This is a genomic window from Bradyrhizobium sp. B117 (assembly GCF_038969555.1).
GTDB lineage: Bacteria > Pseudomonadota > Alphaproteobacteria > Rhizobiales > Xanthobacteraceae > Bradyrhizobium.
In genome coordinates, this window is the sequence record NZ_CP152414.1 from 6610184 (window position 1) to 6625545 (window position 15362).

The following is a 15362-nucleotide window of genomic DNA, read 5'->3' on the forward strand; positions in this document are numbered from 1 at the left end:
ATACCGAACACAGGGGGAATGCAACATCGCGGCCGAGCTAGTGGCGCGGCCGATACAGTTCACGCCAGGCGGGAAGCCGCTCGGCATAGGCATCGACCAGCTTTGCGTCGGGTTCAAACGTCTCGATGCGCTGCGGCCGCGTGCACACGGCGGCGACCGCCTCGCCTGTGACAGCAAGCCGCCCCAATCTCGCCGCACCGAACGCCGCGCCGGTTTCACCTGCGGCAAAACGATGGACCGGAACATTCAGCACGCTCGCCAGCACCGAGAGCCAGAACGGGGACCGCGAACCACCGCCAATGGCGTCGGCCTCCGCAATCGCGATGCCGGCATCGGCAAGCACGTCGCGGCAATCGGCCAACGCGAAGGCAACGCCCTCGAGCACGGCCTGCACGATCGTCCCACGATCGGTGCCATGGCTCAAGCCATCGAGCATGCCGCGGACGACGGGATCGTCGTGCGGCGTCCGCTCGCCGGCGAGATAAGGCAGGAAGGTCACCGGTGACGGCGCCCGCGGGTGGGACCCAAGCAGCGCCAGCAACTCGGCCTCGCTGGCGCCAAACAGGCGTGCGATCCAGGCGAGACAGGAGGCGGCCGAGAGAATCGCACCGGCCTGAATCCACATGCCGGGAATGGCGTGACAGAATGTATGCACCGCGCGGTCCGGGTTGGCGGCGATGGCGCTGGTCGGCGCCAGCAAGGCCCCCGAAGTTCCCAACGACACAAAGGCGGTTCCCGGCCGGATCGCGCCGATGCCGACGGCGCCCGCCGGATTGTCGCCCGCTCCGCCTGCGATCACTGGCTGCCTGCGCATGCCCCAACGCTGCGCGAGCTCGCTGCGCAGCGTCGATGCGGGCGCACATCCCTCGACCAGGCGCGGCATGTAAGCGCGCGACAGGCCGGTCGCTGCCAGTGCGGCGTCCGACCAGTCCCGGCGCGCGGCGTCGAGCCAGAGGGATCCCGATGCATCCGAGACGTCCTCGACGGCCTCGCCTGAGAGCACCAGGCGCAAATAGGCCTTTGGCAGCAGAACGAGCCTGGTCGCCGCAAATGTTTCGGGCTCGTGCGTTGCAATCCACAGCAGCTTCGGCGCGGTGAAGCCCGGCATCGCCTTGTTGCCCGTCGTCGCACGCAAGGCGGGCCAGCGTCGTTCCAGAATGCGACACTCCGCGGCCGCGCGTCCGTCGTTCCAGAGGATGCAGGGCCGCAGCGGCCTCAAGCTCGCATCGAGCAGCGTGGCACCATGCATCTGGCCGGACAGCCCGATGCCTTCGACCGCCGCCAACGCACCGGCATGGCTCGCCTTCAGAGCGTCCAGCGTGGCGAAGGTCGCATCGATCCATTGCGCGGGATCCTGCTCACAATAGCCTGGCTGTGGCGAGGCGGTCGCAAGCGGCCGGCTCTCGCTTGCGATCACGCGCTGGGCATCGTCGACGAGAACGGTCTTGACCGCCGAGGTGCCGAGATCAATGCCGAGATACATGGATGCTCTCCGCTCACTTGGTCGCGTCGATCCAGATCCCGGGCTCCGAATGCTCGCGGATGTGGCTGACGAGGAAGTCGGAAAAGACCCTGATCTTGGCCGGCAGCCTGACGCGGTTCTGATAGGCGATGTTCATGGTGAGCAGCGGCAGCTCCCAGCCCCTCAGGACGGGCACCAGCCGGCCGGCCGCGATATCGCTCTGCACGATGTAGAGCGGCTGGATCAGGATGCCGAGCCCTGCGCGCGCCGCGCCGCAGATGATCTGGCCGTCATTGCTGTCGAGCGTCGGCGAGATCCGCACTGTCTGCGTCGTGCTGCCCTTGCTCAGCCGCAGCGAATATGGGTCGTTGGCAAGATTGTAGATCAGCATGTTGTGGCGGGCGAGATCGGCCGGATGCTCCGGCCGGCCGTGCTTCTCCAGATAGGACGGCGCCGCCGCGAGCACGCGGTGCATCTGGCCGATGCGGCGGACGACGATGTTGGAATCCGGCTCGTGCTCGCGCGTGCGGATCGCCACGTCGATGCCTGCTTCGATGAAGTCCAGATAGCGGTTGGCGCTGATGATCTGCACGCTGAGATCCGGATAGAGCGCGCGGAAGGCCGGCAGCATCGGCGCAAGATAGATCATCGCGAAGGACAGCGAAGACGTCACGCGCAGCATGCCCTTCGGCGACAGCGCGCGGTCGGAGACGGCGTCCTCGGCTTCGGCGAGCTCGTTCAGCAGCGTACTGCAGCGCTGCAACAGCTCCTGCCCCGCCTCGGTCAGCCATTGCCGGCGCGTATTGCGCTCGATCAGGCGAACCGCGAGCCGCTCCTCCAGCGCGCTGAGATGACGGCTGGCAGCCGCGTTCGACATCCGCAGCATTTCGGCGGCCTTGGAAAGACTGCCGAGCTCGGCGGTTTTGGAGAAGACTTCGAGTTGGAGCAGCCGGTCCATTTTTGCGGAAAGAGGAAAAGAGACTTACGAAGATTGGCCTTTATTTCCATTTTCTGCAAGGCAAAATGACCCCAACAAAGCACAATGGCAGGCGAGGAAATCAGGAAATGTCGGGCCCGATCAGGCACATCGTGATGTGGCGGCTGCGCGGGGAGACCCCCGAGGAGCGTTCCGCCGCCCGGCTGAAGGTCAAGACCTTGTTCGAGGGCCTCAAGGGCCGGATCGACGGCCTCACCCACATCGAAGTCGGCGTGGACGTCAGCGCGGTCGACTACGCCTGCGACGTCGTGCTGTTCTCGGAGTTCACCAACCAGGCGGCGCTCAGCGCCTATGCCAACCACCCGGAGCACCTGCGCGTCCGCGAGGCTCTGGGCGACTTGCGGATCGGACGCTTCCAGGTCGATTATCCCATCAAAGGGACCGGCGCATGATCGGTTCGTTCACCTTTGAAAACCTGCCCTGCCGTGTCGTGTTCGGCAGCGGAACCCTGGCCTCGGCCAAAGCCGAGGTCGAACGGCTCGGCGGCAAGCGCGCGCTGGTGCTGACGACGCCGCAGCAGGAAGCGCAGGGCAAGAGTCTTGGTGCCGCGCTCGGCCCGCTCTATGCCGGCATCTTTCCTGGCGCCACCATGCATACGCCGGTCGAGGTCACGGAACGGGCGCTCGCAGCGATGAAGGCGTGCGAGGCCGATTGCGTCGTCTCGCTCGGCGGCGGCTCGACCACCGGCCTCGGCAAGGCGCTGGCCTTGCGCACCGGCGTCAACCAGCTCTGCATCCCCACGACTTATGCCGGCTCGGAGATGACGCCGATCGTCGGCCAGACCGAGAACGGCCTGAAGACCACGGTGCGCGATGCGGCAATACTGCCGGAGACGGTGATCTACGACGTCGATCTGACCCTGACGCTGCCGGTCGGCCTCGCGGCGACCTCAGGCATCAACGCCATCGCGCATGCCGTGGAAGCGCTGTACGCCCGCGATACCAATCCCGTGACTTCATTGATGGCGGAGGAAGGCATCCGCGCGCTCGCCCGCGCCCTTCCCGCTATCGCCGCCAGAAGCGACGATCGCGAGGCGCGGACCGAAGCACTCTATGGCGCCTGGCTGTGTGGCGTTTGTCTGGGCACCGTCGGCATGGCGCTGCATCACAAGCTCTGCCACACGCTCGGCGGCACCTTCGATCTGCCGCATGCGGAGACCCACACCATCGTGCTGCCGCATGCCCTCGCCTACAATGCGCCTGCCGTGCCCGAGGCGATGGCGCGCATCTCGCGCGCGATTGGTGCTGCCGACGCGTCGCAAGGACTCTACGACCTCGCCAAGCGGCTGGGTGCGAAGCTGGCGCTGCGCGATGTCGGCATGCCCGAAGGCGGTATCGACAAGGCGGCCGATCTCGCCGTCACCAATGCCTACTGGAACCCGCGCCCGCTCGAGCGCGATGCCATCCGCGACCTGATCGCACGCGCCTGGGCCGGCGATCCGCCCGTTACCATCAAAGCGGCGGCGTGAGGCCATGCGGCGCACCCTGATCAGATCGGCCACCGTCATCAGCATGGATGACGCGATTGGCGACCTCGGCACCGGCGACGTGCTGGTCGAGGGCAGCCGCATCGTCGATGTGCGACCATCGATCGAGGTCGCAGCCGACACGGAGATCGTCGACGGCAAGGGCCGCATCGTCATTCCCGGCCTGATCAACGCGCACATGCACACATGGCAGACCGGCTTGCGCGGCTTTGCCGCGAACTGGACGCTGCTGGAATATTTCCGCCGCATGCATGCCGGCCTTGCGACCGTGTTCCGGCCCGAGGACATCCATATCGCGACGCTTGTCGGCGCGCTGAACCAGATCAACCACGGCGTCACCACGCTGGTCGATTGGTGCCACAACAATCCGACGCCTGATCATACCGACGCGGCTGTGCGCGGCCTGATCGAGAGCGGCATCCGCGGCGCCTTCTTCCACGGCTCGCCGAAGCCGGAGCCGAAACCGGGCGAGCCGCATTTCTCGGAAGTTCCGCATCCGCGCCGCGAGGTCGAGCGGCTGCTGGCCGGCCCCCTCGCCGATCGCGACGGCCTCGTCACGCTTGGGCTCGCGATCCTCGGGCCGCATTATTCGACGCTCGACGTCGCCATACATGATTTCCGCCTGGCACGTGAGCTGAAGCTGATCGCCTCGATGCATCAGGGGGGCGGACCCGCCAAGACGCCCGGCGGCTGGGAGAAGCTGATCGAGGCTGGCCTCGTTGGTCCGGGCATCAACATCGTCCATGGCAATGATCTGCCTGACGAGTTGCTGGATCGGATGATCAATCTCGGCGTGTCGTTCTCGGTCACGCCGGAGAACGAGATGATCCAGGGGCACGGCTTTCCGATCACCGGCCGGCTGCTGAAGCACGGTGTGCGGCCGACCATTGGCATTGACCTCGAATCCGTCCTGGCCGGCGACCTCCTCTGCGTTGCGCGCGTCGCGCTGTCGATGCAGCGGGCGCTCGACAATGCGGAGTCGCGAAAAGTCAACGGCACCATTCCGGCGACGACCACGATTCCGGTGCGCGAGGCGCTGCGCTGGATCACGACGGAAGGCGCGCGCATGCTCGGCCGCGAGCACCGGATCGGCTCACTGACGCCGGGCAAGCTCGCGGACCTCGTCATCATCAACGCCTCCGATCTGAATCTCCATCCGGTGCACGATCCCGTCGCGACCGTCGTGATGCAGACGAGCCTTGCCAATATCGAGGCCGTCATGATCGGCGGCACCTGGAAGAAACGGAACGGCAAGCTGCTGGTCGAGGGGCTGGAGACGAAGAAGGAACTGCTGGCGCAATCCGGCCGGCGGCTGGTGCAGGACATCGAACGACAGGGACGCGCCGCCTGAAGGCGCCAACGGACAACAACAATGACAGACGCTACGAAGACTGTTGCTTTCATCGGGATCGGCAAGATGGGTCTGCCGATGTCGGTTCTCGTCGCCAGGGCAGGCTATGCGGTCACCGCATTCGACCAGAGCGCGGCACGGATCAGCGAGGCGCGTACGCAAGGCATATCTATCGCCGCTTCGCCCGCCGAGACCGTAGGCGGCAAAGCAGCGGTGATCACCTCCCTGCCCGATGACGCCGCCTTGCGCGGCGCGCTGCTCGGCCCAAGCGGCCTCATTGCCGCGATGGCGGCCGGATCTGTGCTGATCGAAACAAGCACCGTCAGCGTCGAGGCTTCTACTGAAGTCGCCGCCGCCGCGCAGGCACGCGGCGTTGCCTATCTGCGCTCGCCGGTCTCCGGCAATGCCAGCATCGTTCACACCGGCGCCCTCACCTGCTTCGTCTCCGGCCCGAAGGACGCTTTCGAGGGTGCAAAGCCGCTATTCGCCGCCTTCACCCGCGCCCAGACCTATCTCGGCCCCGCCGAGGAAGCGCGCTACGCAAAGCTCTCGGTCAACCTGATGATCGCGGTGTCCGCGGCGATGATGGCCGAAAGCCTGGCACTGGCGCGCAAGGGCGGCATTGCCTGGCAGGACATCCTGAAGGTGCTCGACGACAGCGCCGTTGCCTCGCCCATGGTGAAGTACAAGACGGCGCCGCTGCGGACGCGGGATTTCGAGTCCACTTTCTCCTGCAAGCAGATGGCCAAGGACCTCGATTTGATCCTTGGCGCCGGTCACGCCGTCGGCGTGCCGCTGCAGCTCGCAGCGCAGGTGCGCGAGACCTACGGCTCGCTGGTCGCGCAGGGCGATGGCGACACCGATTTCATCGCGACCGTCAAGCATCTCGAGCGGCTATCCGGCCTCGGCGAACCGAAACTCTGATCGCGGAGATACACATGCGTAACTTCAACGAGAACACGATCACGGATGCGGTGCTGGAGCGGATCACGGGCGCCATCGATCCACGGATCAAGCAGGTCAGCGAAGCGCTGGTGCGCCACCTGCACGCCTTCGTCCGCGAGGTGCGGCCGACCCAGAAGGAATGGGAGTACGGCATCGACTTCCTGACCCGCACCGGCCACATGTGCGACGACAAGCGCCAGGAGTTCATCCTGCTGTCGGACACGCTCGGCGTCTCCATGCTGGTCGACGCCATCAACCATCCGGTGCCGGAAGGCGCGACCGAGACCACGGTGCTCGGCCCGTTCTTCGTCCAGGCCGCGCCGGAGAAGGACATCGGCGCCGATATCTCCGGCCCGATGGAGGGTGATCCGATGCTGGTCACCGGCTCGGTCTCGACCGTCGACGGCAAGCCGCTTGCGGGCGCCGTCGTCGATGTCTGGCACTCCGACGATGACGGCTATTACGATGTGCAGCAGCTTGACGATATCGGCGATCTCGCGATGCGCGCGCGCTTCCACACCGACGCAGGCGGCCGCTTTTATTTCTGGTCGATCAAGCCGGCCGCCTATCCGATCCCGCATGACGGCCCGGTCGGCGAGATGCTGGAGGCGCAGGGCCGCCATCCCTGGCGTCCCGCGCATGTGCATTTCATGATCTCGGCGCCGGGCTTCGAGCAGCTCGTCACGCATGTGTTCGTCGCCGGCGACAAATATCTCGACTCTGACGTGGTGTTCGGCGTCAAGGACAGCCTGATCCACGAATTCGCCAAGCATCCTGCTGGCCGTGCGCCGGATGGTCGCATGGTGGAGAGCGAGTATTTTCACCTCAATTATGATTTCGGCCTGAAGCAGGTTGCGAGCAGCGCAAGAGCCGCCTAAGCCGATCGACGACGCAGCGGACCGACAAGAGTCCGGCAACAGGGAGCAGACGGGAGCGAAGGGATGGGACCGCGAGTCAGCACGAGCATATTGGCCGATCGCCTCACCGGCATGATCGGCCCGCGCGCGAGCGTCGCGCGCAGCGTGCTCGATCAGCATGGGCAGAGCGAGTCGCATTATCGCAATTTGCCGCCCGACATCGTCGTCTTCCCTGAGACGACGCAGGAGGTCGCCGAGATCGTCAAGCTGTGCGCTAGCGCGAGCATGCCGATCGTCCCGTTCGGCGCCGGCACCTCGCTCGAAGGCAATGCGGCCGCGGTCGCGGGCGGCGTCTGCTTCGACTTCGCGCGCATGAACAAGGTGCTCAGCGTGCACGACAGCGACATGGATGTCGTGGTGCAGCCCGGCATCACGCGCAAGCAGCTCAATGCGGAGCTGCGCAATACCGGACTTTTCTTCCCGATCGATCCCGGCGCCGACGCCTCGATCGGCGGAATGACCTCGACGCGCGCCTCCGGCACCATGGCGGTGCGCTACGGCACCATGAAAGACAACGTCATGGCGCTCGAGGTGGTGCTGGCCGACGGCCGTGTCATCCGCACCGCCAAGCGCGCACGGAAGTCTGCAGCGGGCTATGATTTGACGCGCATGTTCGTCGGCGCGGAAGGCACGCTCGGCGTCATCACCGAGATCACGCTGAAGGTGCAGCCCGTGCCGCAGGCGATCTCGGCTGCGGTTTGCAGCTTCGACACCCTGCACGATGCCGTCGACACCGCGATCTCCGTGATCCAGTCCGCGATCCCCGTGGCCCGGATCGAGCTGCTCGACGACGTCATGATGCGCGGCATCAACGCCTACGCCAAGCTGGGGTATCGCGAGGCCCCCACCCTGTTCTTCGAATTCCACGGCTCCGAGTCCTCGGTCGCCGAGCAGGCCGAGGCCGCACAGGCGATCGCCGCCGACAATGGCGGCCATGGTTTTGCCTGGGCCAAGGCGGCCGAAGACCGCAGCCGGCTCTGGCACGCCCGCGACAACACGCTCTATGCAGGCCTCGGCCTCCGCCCCGGCGCACGCGCCGTGATCACCGATGTCTGCGTGCCAATCTCGCGGCTTGCGGAATGCCTGACCGAGACGCGCCGCGATGCCGACGAGCACGGCTTCACGGCGCCGATCGTCGGCCATGTCGGCGACGGCAATTTCCACATGCTGATCCTGATCGATCCTTTGAAACCAGAGGAATCCGAGGGCGCGAAGGCCCTTCAGGCCCGCATGGTCGCCCGCGCCATTGCCATGGACGGCACCTGCACCGGCGAGCACGGCATCGGGCTCGGCAAGATCGATTATCTCGCCGACGAGCTCGGCGAAGCGGTCGACGTGATGCGGTCGATCAAGACCGCGCTCGATCCGAATGGACTAATGAACCCGGGTAAGATTTTCGCAGGCGGAGCCAAGGCATGAGCGACGCGCTCCCGATCGAGGTCACCTCGCCCACGCCGCTGCTGGAGCTGCGCGGCATCAGCAAGGAGTTTCCCGGCGTCAAGGCGCTGGATGACGTGTCCTTTGCCGTCTACCCTGGCGAAGTCCATATGTTATTGGGCGAGAACGGCGCAGGCAAATCGAGCCTGATGAAGGTGCTGTGCGGTGCCTACCGCGCCGATGCCGGCGAGTTCTACCACAAGGGCGAGAAGGTCGCGATCGCCTCGACCGCGGATGCACAGAAGCTCGGCATTGCCGTGATCTTCCAGGAATTCTCGCTGGTCCCCTATCTCGACATCGCCCAGAACATCTTCCTCGGCCGCGAGCCGAAGGGCCGCATCCCCGGCACCATCGATCGCCGCAGGATCCTGGCAGACGCCAAGCGCGTGCTCGACACGATCGGCTTCGATATCGATCCCTCCACCACCGTCGACAAGCTCGGCGTCGCACAGCAGCAGATGGTCGAGATCGCGAAAGCGATCAGCCAGAACGCCCGCATCCTCGTCATGGACGAGCCGACCGCGGCGCTGTCCGATCGAGAGACCGAGTTATTGTTTGCGCTGATCGCACGGCTGAAGGCCGACGGCGTCTCGATCGTCTACATCTCCCACCGCATGGCCGAGGTGTTCGCGCTCGGCGACCGCATCACCGTGCTGCGCGATGGCCGCCGCATCGACGGCGTCAAGCCCGCCGACGTCACGCCGGACCAGCTCGTGCGCATGATGGTCGGCCGCAACGTCGACATGACCTATCCGCGCAATTTTGCCGGCAAGCCCGGCGAGCTTCTGCTTCAGGTGAAGGGCCTCTCGGCGGCGACCGGCATCTCCGACATCAACATCGAGGTGCGCCGGGGCGAGATCGTCGGCCTGTGCGGGCTGGTCGGCTCCGGCCGCAGCGAGGTCGCGCGCGCCATCTTCGGTGCCGATCCCGTGACGTCAGGCGAGATCATCTTCGACGGCAAGAGCATTTCCGGCGAGCCTGACCTCGCCGCCCGTCGCGGCATCGCGCTGATCCCGGAGAGCCGCAAGAGCGAAGGCCTCGCGCTACTGCGCTCGGTCGCCGACAATCTCGTCGTGTCGGCGCTGAAAAAACTGTTCCCGAGCGGCCTGTTCGACCAGCGCAGCGCGCAGCGCACCTCCGACGGTCTGATCCGTCAGCTGCGCATCGCGACGCCCAGCGCGCGACAGACCGTCGGCCTACTCTCCGGCGGCAATCAGCAGAAGGTCGTGATCGGAAAATGGCTGGCGGCCGGCTCGAAGCTGTTCATCTTCGACGAGCCGACGCGCGGCATCGACATCGGCGCCAAGTCTGAAATCTTCGCCCTCATCGACCGCCTGGTGGCCGAAGGCGCCGCAGCACTCATGATCTCCTCCGAGCAGGTCGAGATCTGCCATGTCTGCGACCGCGCCTATGTGATGCGCGAGGGGCGCATCGCCGGGCATCTGACCCGCAACGAACTGACCGAGGAGAACATCGTGCGACTGGGGATGCATCATGCGTGAAGCCGCGGTCGTTTCTCAACCCAATCCACTGCAGCGGATTCCCGGCGTTGCCATCGTGCTGGTGCTGCTGATCGCGCTGTTCAGCGCCATCGCGCCCGGCTTCCTGTCGGCCGCCAACCTCTCCAACGTGCTGGTGCAGTCGACCATCCTGACCATGCTCGCGCTGCCGATGACCTTGATCATCATGACCGAGGGCCTGGACCTGTCGATGGGCGCCGTGCTGACGCTGACCTCGCTTTGCGTTGCGATTGTCTCGCTCGCGACCAAGTCGATGCTGCTCGGCCTTGGCGCCGGCCTGCTCGTCGGCACGGCCTTCGGCGTTGCCAACGGCTGGCTGATCGCAATCCTCGGCATCCCGCCCTTCGTCGCAACGCTGGGCACGCTCGGCATGGCGCAGGGCCTGTCGCTGATCGTCAGCGACGGCCAGAGCGTGGTCGGCATCCCCCACAGCGTGCGCGACATCTATTCGGCGACGCTGCTCGGCATTCCCGTGCCCATCGTGATGGCGCTGGTGACTTACGCGGCGTTCCACGGCCTGCTCTATCACACCCGCTTCGGCACCTACATCTTCGCGCTCGGCGGCAATCGCGAGGCGCTGCGCTATGCCGGCCTCTCGCCGAACAAGCTGCTGATCGTGGTCTACGCGATCGGCGGCGCCATGGCCGGCATCGCGGGCCTGTTGATGACCGCGCGGATGAATTCCGGCCACCCGACCGCCGGCCTTGGCCTCGAATTCGATGCCATCGCCGCCGTCGCGGTCGGCGGCACCTCGTTCGAGCGCGGCAATGGCTGGCTGCTCGGCACCCTGCTCGGGGTCCTCTCCGTCGGGGTGCTGCGCAACGGGCTGAACCTGATCTCGCTGCCGTCCTCGGTGCAGGTCGCAAGCGTCGGCGTCCTCGTCATCGTTGCCCTGTTCCTCGACGGCCTCAGGAGCCGCGCATGACCGACATCACCAAAGAGGCGATGATGCCGCCCCGCTCGTTACTGTCGCAGGACGCGATCCAGCTGTTCTATCGCCTGCTCGCGGCGCTCCTGATCTGCGCGGTGCTTGCCGTGCTCAGCGATTCCTTCCTGAGCCTCGGCAACATCCTCAATGTGCTCCGGCAGGCGAGCCTGACCTTCTTCATCGCCTCCGGCCTGACGCTGGTGGTGCTCACGGCAGGCCTCGACCTGTCCGTCGGCGCCAATGTCGCGCTGTCGGCCTGCATCGCCGGCACCGTGATTCACAAGACCGGCTCGCCGGCACTCGGCATCCTCACCGGCCTTGCCTGCGGCGGCATCGTCGGGCTCCTCAACGGCATCATGGTCACCGCGCTGCGCATCCCCTCCTTCATCGCCACCTACGGCATGCTCTGGGTGCTGAACGGCCTCACCTATTGGTACATGGCGGGCGAGACCCTGCACGGCTTCCCCGCGGGCTTCCGCCAGATCGGCAGCGGCTATCTGTTCGGCCTGCCGATCCCGGTCTATCTGCTGCTGGTGTTCCTCGGGATCGGGACGCTGTTTGCGCAGCGGACGATCTGGGGCCAGGAGATCTATGCGATCGGCGCCAATCCGGTCGCAGCCCGCCTCTCGGGCATTCCCGTCGCGCGCCGCCTGCTGCTGGTCTACGCGGTCTCCGGCACCATGGCCGGGCTCGCCTCGATCATCTTCCTGTCGCGGCTCAATTCGGCCGAGGCCGACATCGGCGAGAGCCTGACGCTGCCGGCGATCGCCGCCGTGCTGATCGGCGGCACCTCGCTGTTCGGCGGTGTCGGCACGGTGTTCGGCACCTTCATCGGCGCGCTGATCCTGACGCTGGTGCTGAACGGCATGAACTTGCTGTCGGTCAGCGCCAACTGGCAGCCGCTGGTGACGGGCATCATCGTCATTCTCGCGGTCTGGCTCGACATGAAGACCCGCCGCCGCGCGCAATGAGTTCTAGAAATCCAAAAATGAGGGATGGAGGCACTATGAAACTGACATTGGGCTACTCGACGTGTTCCTTTGCGCTGACGCTGCTGATGGCGGCCGCGTTCACGACTGGGGCGCGCGCCGATGGCGAGACCATTGCCGTCTTCACCAAGAACCAGACCAACCCGTTCTTCCAGACGGTACGCGTCGGCGCCGACAACATGGCGAAGTCGCTGAACGCGAAAACGCTGCAATACATCCCGACCAAGCCCGACTCGATCCCCGAGCAGCTCAGCCAGATCGAGGACGTCGTGGTGAAGAAGCCGAGCGCGATCGTGTTCACGCCGGTCGACTACAAGGCGATGGTGCCGGGCGTCGAGAAGATCAACGAAGCAAAAATCCCGGTCGTCAACATCACCGACCGCTCGGCGGGCGGCAAGTTCCTGTCCTTCGTCGGCGCCGACGATTACAGCCTTGGGCTCGAGACCGCACGCTTCCTGCTGAAGACGCTGGGCGGCAAGGGCAACATCGTCATCATCGAGGGCGTCAAGGGCTCGCTGACCAATGTCGACCGCGTCCGCGGCTTCAACGACGCGCTGAGGGAGGCCCCAGGCGCCAAGCTCCTGGCCTCGCAGCCCGGCAATTACCAGCGGCTCCAGGCGCTCCAGGTGATGGAGAATCTGATGCAGTCGAATTCGCAGATCGACGGCGTGCTGGCGGCCAACGACGCCATGGCGGTCGGCGCGATCGAGGCGCTCGACGGTGCCAATCGCAAGGCGCAGGTGATCGGCATCAACGGCACCAAGGAGGCGATCGACGCGATCAAGTCCGGCAAGCTGCTTGCCAGCGGCGACTACAACGGCTTTGCCCAAGGCTGCCTCGGCACCATGATGGCGGTGCGCTCGCTGCGCGGGCAGCCGGTCATCAGCGAGATCGTGCTGAAGCCGACCGTGATCACCAAGGACAACTACCAGCCATTCGACCTGCCGCTGGAGCAGCGCACCTGCCCGACCTTCGAGGACGCCGGCAAGCTCGGCGCCAAGTAGACAACCAATCACCGCAAATACGGACGGCCGCCTGGCGGCCGTCCTGAGAACACGGAGACACCATGCTGTTCGCCATCCACGCCGTCGATCGCGCCGGCGCGCTGCCGACCCGCCTCGCCAACTACGACGCGCACAAGGCCTTCCTGAGCGACACCTCGCGCTTCGGCGTCAAGATCGTGATGTCGGGACCGCTGGTGTCCGACGATGGCCAGACCATGATCGGCAGCCTGTTCCTGATCGAGGCACCGGGCCGCAGCGAGGTCGAAGCCTTCAACCGTGCCGATCCCTTTGCTGCGGCGGGCATCTGGGAAAAGGTCACGATCACCGGCTTCCTGCGCCGGCAGGGCTAAAGCCCCTCCACTTCCTCCGCAAGGTGACATGCCGCCCACTGCGCTGGTCCGGTCGCGCGCAGCGTCGGCTCCTCGACGCGGCAGCGGTCGAAGACGAGCGGGCAGCGGGTGTGGAAACGGCATCCCTTCGGCGGATTGATCGGGCTCGGCACGTCGCCGCCGAGGATGATGGGATTGCGCTTCGCGCCGGGCTCGGGCAGCGGCACCGCGGAGAGCAGCGCCCTCGTATAGGGATGTTTTGGCGCGGCAAAGATCTCGCGGCGCGGCGCCACCTCGACGATCTTGCCGAGATACATCACCGCGACGCGGTGGGTCATGTGCTCGACGATGGCGAGGTCATGACTGATGAACAGCAGTGCCAGACCGAATTTCTGCTGAAGGTCCTGGAGCAGGTTGACGATCTGCGCCTTGACCGAGACGTCGAGCGCGGAGACCGCCTCGTCGCAGACGATCAGCTCGGGCTCGGCCGCGAGCGCCCGGGCAATGCCGATGCGCTGGCGCTGGCCGCCCGAGAATTCGTGCGGCCGGCGGTTCAGCGCCTCGCGCGGCAGGCGCACCGTGTCCATCAGCGCGGTGACGCGGACCTCGAGATCCTCCGCGGATTTGGCCAAACCAAAATTACGGATCGGCTCGGCGAGAATGTCGCGCACGCGCATGCGCGGATTGAGGCTCGAGAACGGATCCTGGAACACCACCTGCACGCGGCGGCGCATCTGGCGCATCGTGCTCGGATGGGCGTCGTCGATGCGCTGGCCGTCGAGGATCACCTGCCCTGCGGTGATGTCGAACAGCCGCAGGATGGCGCGGCCGACCGTCGACTTGCCACAGCCGGACTCGCCGACCAGCGACAACGTCTCGCCGCGCGCGATCTCGAACGACACGCCGTCGACCGCATAGACGAATTCGGACTTGCGTCCGAACAAGCCCCTATTGATCGGAAAATGCTTCTTGAGGTCGTTGACCTGGAGCAACGGAACATTCATGCCGCAACCGCTCCCTTGGCGGCGTAATGGCAGGCCGCGATGTGGCGGGGACCTTTCTCTTCCAGCCCCGGCGCATATTGCCGGCACAGATCGGTCGCGAGCGCACAGCGGCCGGCAAAGACGCAGCCGATGATCGGCTTGCGGAGATCAGGCACCTGTCCGGGAATCTCGGCAAGCCGCGTCGCAGTGCCCGCGAGCGAGGAGCCGAGCTTCGGCACCGCACCTAACAGGCCTTGCGTATAGGGATGTCGCGGCGAGCGGAACAGCTCGGCGACCGGCGCCTCCTCGACCTTGCGGCCGGCATACATGACCATGACACGTTCGGCGATCTCGGCGACGACGCCGAGATCGTGGGTGATCAGGATGATGGCCGCGCCGACCCGGCGCTTCAAATCCAGCATCAGCTTGAGGATCTGCGCCTGGATCGTTACGTCGAGCGCGGTGGTCGGCTCATCCGCGATCAGGAGTTTTGGATTGCAGGCGAGCGCAATCGCGATCATGACACGCTGGCGCATGCCGCCGGAGAGCTGATGCGGATATTCGCGCACGCGCCGCTTCGGCTCGGGAATGCCGACCAGCGTCAGCATCTCGATCGCGTGCGCCTCGGCGGCCTGCTTGTCGAGGCCCTGATGGATCATCAAGGTCTCGCGGATCTGGCGGCCGACGGTCAGCACCGGATTGAGGCTCGTCATCGGCTCCTGGAAGATCATCGAGATGTCGTTGCCGCGGATGGCGCGCATCTCGCGATCGGAGAGCGCGAGGAGGTCCTTGCCGGCGAAGCGGATGGCGCCTGCGATTCTGCCGGGCGGCTCCGGAATCAGGCGCATCAGCGACATCGAGGTCACCGACTTGCCGCAGCCGGACTCGCCGACGATGGCCAGCGTCTCGCCCTCGTTGACGTGGAAGGACACCCCATCCACCGCGCGGTTGATGCCGCTCGGGGTGCGGAAGTGGGTCTGCAGATTCTCGACCTCTAGCAACGCCATCGCGGTC

At 65.9% G+C, this 15362-nt stretch carries 15 protein-coding genes; 11 read left to right on the forward strand and 4 right to left on the reverse strand.

Annotated features, from left to right (window positions below; genetic code table 11):
- Positions 1-37 precede the first annotated feature (37 nt).
- Together xylB and AAFG16_RS32195 are read right to left on the reverse strand one after the other, a co-directional pair.
- Positions 38-1483, reverse strand: coding sequence for a xylulokinase (gene xylB, locus AAFG16_RS32190; RefSeq protein WP_342731744.1), 1446 nt, complete (start codon positions 1481-1483; stop codon positions 38-40).
- A gap of 13 nt (positions 1484-1496) precedes the next feature.
- Positions 1497-2420: a LysR family transcriptional regulator gene (locus tag AAFG16_RS32195; RefSeq protein WP_235547646.1), complete on the reverse strand. Its 924-nt coding sequence runs from the start codon at positions 2418-2420 to the stop codon at positions 1497-1499.
- 107 nt (positions 2421-2527) lie between these two features.
- Here AAFG16_RS32195 and AAFG16_RS32200 point away from each other — a divergent pair, with 107 nt between their 5' ends.
- The 11 genes from AAFG16_RS32200 to AAFG16_RS32250 all read left to right on the forward strand — a co-directional run bounded on the left by AAFG16_RS32200 (position 2528) and on the right by AAFG16_RS32250 (position 13386).
- Entirely contained in the window at positions 2528-2851 is a 324-nt protein-coding gene (locus AAFG16_RS32200; protein WP_283080493.1) for a Dabb family protein, read from the forward strand.
- The gene (locus tag AAFG16_RS32205) at positions 2848-3927 is read left to right on the forward strand and encodes a maleylacetate reductase (RefSeq protein WP_342731747.1); all 1080 of its coding nucleotides are present in this window, start codon (positions 2848-2850) and stop codon (positions 3925-3927) included. Before AAFG16_RS32200 ends, AAFG16_RS32205 begins: the two co-directional genes overlap by 4 nt.
- 4 nt (positions 3928-3931) lie before the next feature.
- Entirely contained in the window at positions 3932-5296 is a 1365-nt protein-coding gene (locus AAFG16_RS32210) for an amidohydrolase family protein (protein ID WP_342731749.1), read from the forward strand.
- Positions 5297-5317: 21 nt separating this feature from the next.
- Positions 5318-6220 carry an NAD(P)-dependent oxidoreductase gene (locus AAFG16_RS32215; protein WP_342731751.1) on the forward strand — a complete coding sequence of 301 codons (903 nt, stop codon included), beginning with the start codon at positions 5318-5320 and terminating at the stop codon, positions 6218-6220.
- A gap of 14 nt (positions 6221-6234) precedes the next feature.
- Positions 6235-7119, forward strand: a complete 885-nt coding sequence (locus AAFG16_RS32220) for an intradiol ring-cleavage dioxygenase (RefSeq protein WP_342731753.1) — start codon at positions 6235-6237, stop codon at positions 7117-7119.
- A 63-nt stretch (positions 7120-7182) separates the two neighbouring features.
- Positions 7183-8577 carry an FAD-linked oxidase C-terminal domain-containing protein gene (locus tag AAFG16_RS32225; protein WP_342731755.1) on the forward strand — a complete coding sequence of 465 codons (1395 nt, stop codon included), beginning with the start codon at positions 7183-7185 and terminating at the stop codon, positions 8575-8577.
- Positions 8574-10097, forward strand: a complete 1524-nt coding sequence (locus tag AAFG16_RS32230) for a sugar ABC transporter ATP-binding protein (protein ID WP_342731757.1) — start codon at positions 8574-8576, stop codon at positions 10095-10097. The genes AAFG16_RS32225 and AAFG16_RS32230 overlap by 4 nt, the downstream gene beginning before the upstream one ends.
- On the forward strand, positions 10090-11040 hold the full coding sequence (locus AAFG16_RS32235) for an ABC transporter permease (RefSeq protein ID WP_283080500.1): 951 nt from the start codon (positions 10090-10092) through the stop codon (positions 11038-11040). The genes AAFG16_RS32230 and AAFG16_RS32235 overlap by 8 nt, the downstream gene beginning before the upstream one ends.
- Positions 11037-12014, forward strand: a complete 978-nt coding sequence (locus tag AAFG16_RS32240; protein ID WP_342731760.1) for an ABC transporter permease — start codon at positions 11037-11039, stop codon at positions 12012-12014. The genes AAFG16_RS32235 and AAFG16_RS32240 overlap by 4 nt, the downstream gene beginning before the upstream one ends.
- Positions 12015-12049: 35 nt before the next feature.
- A complete protein-coding gene (locus AAFG16_RS32245) occupies positions 12050-13036 on the forward strand; it encodes a sugar ABC transporter substrate-binding protein (protein WP_342731762.1) in 987 nt (328 codons plus the stop codon).
- Positions 13037-13098: 62 nt separating this feature from the next.
- On the forward strand, positions 13099-13386 hold the full coding sequence (locus AAFG16_RS32250) for a YciI family protein (protein WP_194407330.1): 288 nt from the start codon (positions 13099-13101) through the stop codon (positions 13384-13386).
- Here the strand turns inward: AAFG16_RS32250 and AAFG16_RS32255 are convergent.
- Together AAFG16_RS32255 and AAFG16_RS32260 are read right to left on the reverse strand one after the other, a co-directional pair.
- Positions 13383-14369, reverse strand: coding sequence for an oligopeptide/dipeptide ABC transporter ATP-binding protein (locus AAFG16_RS32255; RefSeq protein WP_283080504.1), 987 nt, complete (start codon positions 14367-14369; stop codon positions 13383-13385). The two genes, AAFG16_RS32250 and AAFG16_RS32255, sit on opposite strands and share 4 nt — an antisense overlap.
- Complete coding sequence (locus AAFG16_RS32260) at positions 14366-15355, reverse strand: ABC transporter ATP-binding protein (protein WP_027558993.1); 990 nt, start codon at positions 15353-15355, stop codon at positions 14366-14368. The genes AAFG16_RS32255 and AAFG16_RS32260 overlap by 4 nt, the downstream gene beginning before the upstream one ends.
- Positions 15356-15362 lie beyond the last annotated feature (7 nt).

Bases quoted from the DNA above. Each gene is read 5' to 3' on its own strand.
- xylB (WP_342731744.1), bottom strand. From the start codon at position 1,483: ATGTATCTCGGCATTGATCTCGGCACCTCGGCGGTCAAGACCGTTCTC.
- AAFG16_RS32195 (WP_235547646.1), bottom strand. From the start codon at position 2,420: ATGGACCGGCTGCTCCAACTCGAAGTCTTCTCCAAAACCGCCGAGCTC.
- AAFG16_RS32200 (WP_283080493.1), top strand. From the start codon at position 2,528: ATGTCGGGCCCGATCAGGCACATCGTGATGTGGCGGCTGCGCGGGGAG.
- AAFG16_RS32205 (WP_342731747.1), top strand. From the start codon at position 2,848: ATGATCGGTTCGTTCACCTTTGAAAACCTGCCCTGCCGTGTCGTGTTC.
- AAFG16_RS32210 (WP_342731749.1), top strand. From the start codon at position 3,932: ATGCGGCGCACCCTGATCAGATCGGCCACCGTCATCAGCATGGATGAC.
- AAFG16_RS32215 (WP_342731751.1), top strand. From the start codon at position 5,318: ATGACAGACGCTACGAAGACTGTTGCTTTCATCGGGATCGGCAAGATG.
- AAFG16_RS32220 (WP_342731753.1), top strand. From the start codon at position 6,235: ATGCGTAACTTCAACGAGAACACGATCACGGATGCGGTGCTGGAGCGG.
- AAFG16_RS32225 (WP_342731755.1), top strand. From the start codon at position 7,183: ATGGGACCGCGAGTCAGCACGAGCATATTGGCCGATCGCCTCACCGGC.
- AAFG16_RS32230 (WP_342731757.1), top strand. From the start codon at position 8,574: ATGAGCGACGCGCTCCCGATCGAGGTCACCTCGCCCACGCCGCTGCTG.
- AAFG16_RS32235 (WP_283080500.1), top strand. From the start codon at position 10,090: ATGCGTGAAGCCGCGGTCGTTTCTCAACCCAATCCACTGCAGCGGATT.
- AAFG16_RS32240 (WP_342731760.1), top strand. From the start codon at position 11,037: ATGACCGACATCACCAAAGAGGCGATGATGCCGCCCCGCTCGTTACTG.
- AAFG16_RS32245 (WP_342731762.1), top strand. From the start codon at position 12,050: ATGAAACTGACATTGGGCTACTCGACGTGTTCCTTTGCGCTGACGCTG.
- AAFG16_RS32250 (WP_194407330.1), top strand. From the start codon at position 13,099: ATGCTGTTCGCCATCCACGCCGTCGATCGCGCCGGCGCGCTGCCGACC.
- AAFG16_RS32255 (WP_283080504.1), bottom strand. From the start codon at position 14,369: ATGAATGTTCCGTTGCTCCAGGTCAACGACCTCAAGAAGCATTTTCCG.
- AAFG16_RS32260 (WP_027558993.1), bottom strand. From the start codon at position 15,355: ATGGCGTTGCTAGAGGTCGAGAATCTGCAGACCCACTTCCGCACCCCG.